This window comes from Lacihabitans sp. CS3-21, from assembly GCF_024343675.1.
Taxonomy (GTDB): Bacteria; Bacteroidota; Bacteroidia; order Cytophagales; family Spirosomataceae; genus Leadbetterella.
This window is the reverse complement of the sequence record NZ_RJUD01000053.1, coordinates 1-1,992: the sequence shown is the minus strand read 5'-3', so window position 1 is coordinate 1,992 and position 1,992 is coordinate 1. Positions and strand designations below refer to the sequence as shown.

General features: G+C 36.7%; 1 protein-coding gene and 1 pseudogene. One reads left to right on the top strand and one right to left on the bottom strand.

The genetic code is table 11. The features are described from left to right. Nucleotides 1–633: pseudogene (locus EGI24_RS14275) on the bottom strand (glycine dehydrogenase (aminomethyl-transferring)); the annotation flags it as partial. A gap of 100 nt (nt 634–733) precedes the next feature. On the opposite strand from EGI24_RS14275, the gene EGI24_RS14270 reads away from it, so the two are divergent. Then, on the top strand, nt 734–1,992 hold a 1,259-nt coding region (locus tag EGI24_RS14270), incomplete at its 3' end, for a M28 family peptidase (protein ID WP_255049131.1).

Below are 1,992 nucleotides of genomic sequence, written 5' to 3'. Positions count from 1 at the left end.
ATTCGATTTTTCAAAATCAAAGGTATCTTGATTACCTACTATTATATTTACGCCAATTGGGGTGGCTCTTCCTGTAATTACATCTATAACTTGCGGATGACAACTTTCTGAAATAAAGAAATCGTTGGCGTTTTTCTTTGCCCCTTTTTTAATGTTGTAAAACATTGACATAGCTTCCGCAGCAGCAGTAGCTTCGTCCAAAAGGGATGCATTTGAAATCTCCATTCCAGTCAAATCGGTCACGATCGTTTGGAAATTTAAGAGCATTTCTAATCTTCCTTGGGCTATTTCAGCTTGATATGGCGTGTAAGCTGTATACCAAGAAGGATTTTCTAGAATATTTCTTAAAATAACTTTCGGAACGGCGGTATCATAATATCCTCCTCCTATGAACGATTTGTAAACTTTATTTTTTGATCCCAAAAACTTCAATTTTTCCAAGAGTTGTGTTTCTGATAGTGCAGCTGGCAGATTCAACATTTTGTCCAATCTAATATTGGCAGGCACAGTTTCGTCGATCAGTTGCTCTAGGTTTTCTACACCTATTTCAATGCACATAGATTCTAATTCGGATGAAGTTTTGCCTTGATGTCTTTTTTCGAATTTTTCGTGATTAGTAAGAGTGACTTTCATGAAGTTTTTTGGGGAGAAAATTAAAATGCAAATTTAAGAAAATAAACTACTTGAGAAAACAAAATGTTTTGGTTTCTTTGCCTTACAAACAAATTTATCAATGAACAAAATCAGCTTATTATTTTTAGCTCTTTTGGCTAATACATTATGTTTAGCCCAGTCGCCTCGACAAACTTTCCAGGAAACCATCAACGAAGAAGACCTCAGAAAACACCTCACATATATTGCTTCAGATGAGCTCGGTGGTAGAGATACAGGCTCAGAAGGCCAGAAAAAAGCCGCCGAATACATAACGAATCACCTATCCGCTCTTGGTATAACTCCAATAGTACGAGATCAAATGGGCAAAATGAGTTTCCAGCAAAAAATTGAATTGTATAAAAACGGATGGAAAGAATCCTATGTAGTAATCAATGGTAAGAAGAAAGTATTTTTCAATGATTACTTTCCAGTTGGAATGATTAATATCCCTGTTGAAAAGGAAATTGAAACTGTTTTTGTGGGTTATGGCATTCAATCCGAAACCTCAAATGACTACTTAAACAAAAGCGTAAAAGGCAAAGCGGTTATTTTGATAGAAAATGAACCGAAAAACAAAGCCGGAAAGTTTGTATCGAGTAACACAGACAATTCAGATTGGATTGGTAGCCCAGGGTTAAAGAAAAAACAAAAAATCGCAGCAGACTTAGGTGCAGACTTTGTTTTTGTAGTCTCACTTGCGGATTCGGACCAATTCAAAACCCTCAATGCAGAACGGAAGGCGGTTCTTTCTAGATTTAATAGACTAGCCATAGAAAAATCTAAACCTGAAAGCCCTTCCGTCACCTCTGCTGTTCCCACTTTTATAATTTCCAAAAACATGGCAGCTGAAATGCTAGGCATCAGTCAGAAAAAGTTAGAGGAAAAAATTGCGAATCCTGAAAATAAACTGAAAACCAAGAAAAGCACCATAAAAATAAAATCTGAAAGAGGAGAAGACACTATAGAAACATCCAACATAATGGGTTTCTTGGAAGGAACCGACAAAAAAGATGAAGTGGTCATCATATCAGCACATTATGACCATGTTGGCACTGATGACAAGGGACGCATTCATAATGGAGCGGATGACGATGGATCAGGAACTTGTGCATTATTGGAACTGGCAGAGGCATATTCTAAAGCCAAAGCAGCTGGAAATGGACCTAGAAGAAGCATTCTATTCCTGTGGGTTACAGGCGAAGAAAAAGGACTTCTGGGGTCAAAATATTACACAGATATAAATCCGATAATCCGATTAGAAAAAACGGTTTGTGATTTAAACATAGACATGATTGGAAGGATTGACAAAAAACACGAAAGCAATCAAAATTATGTATA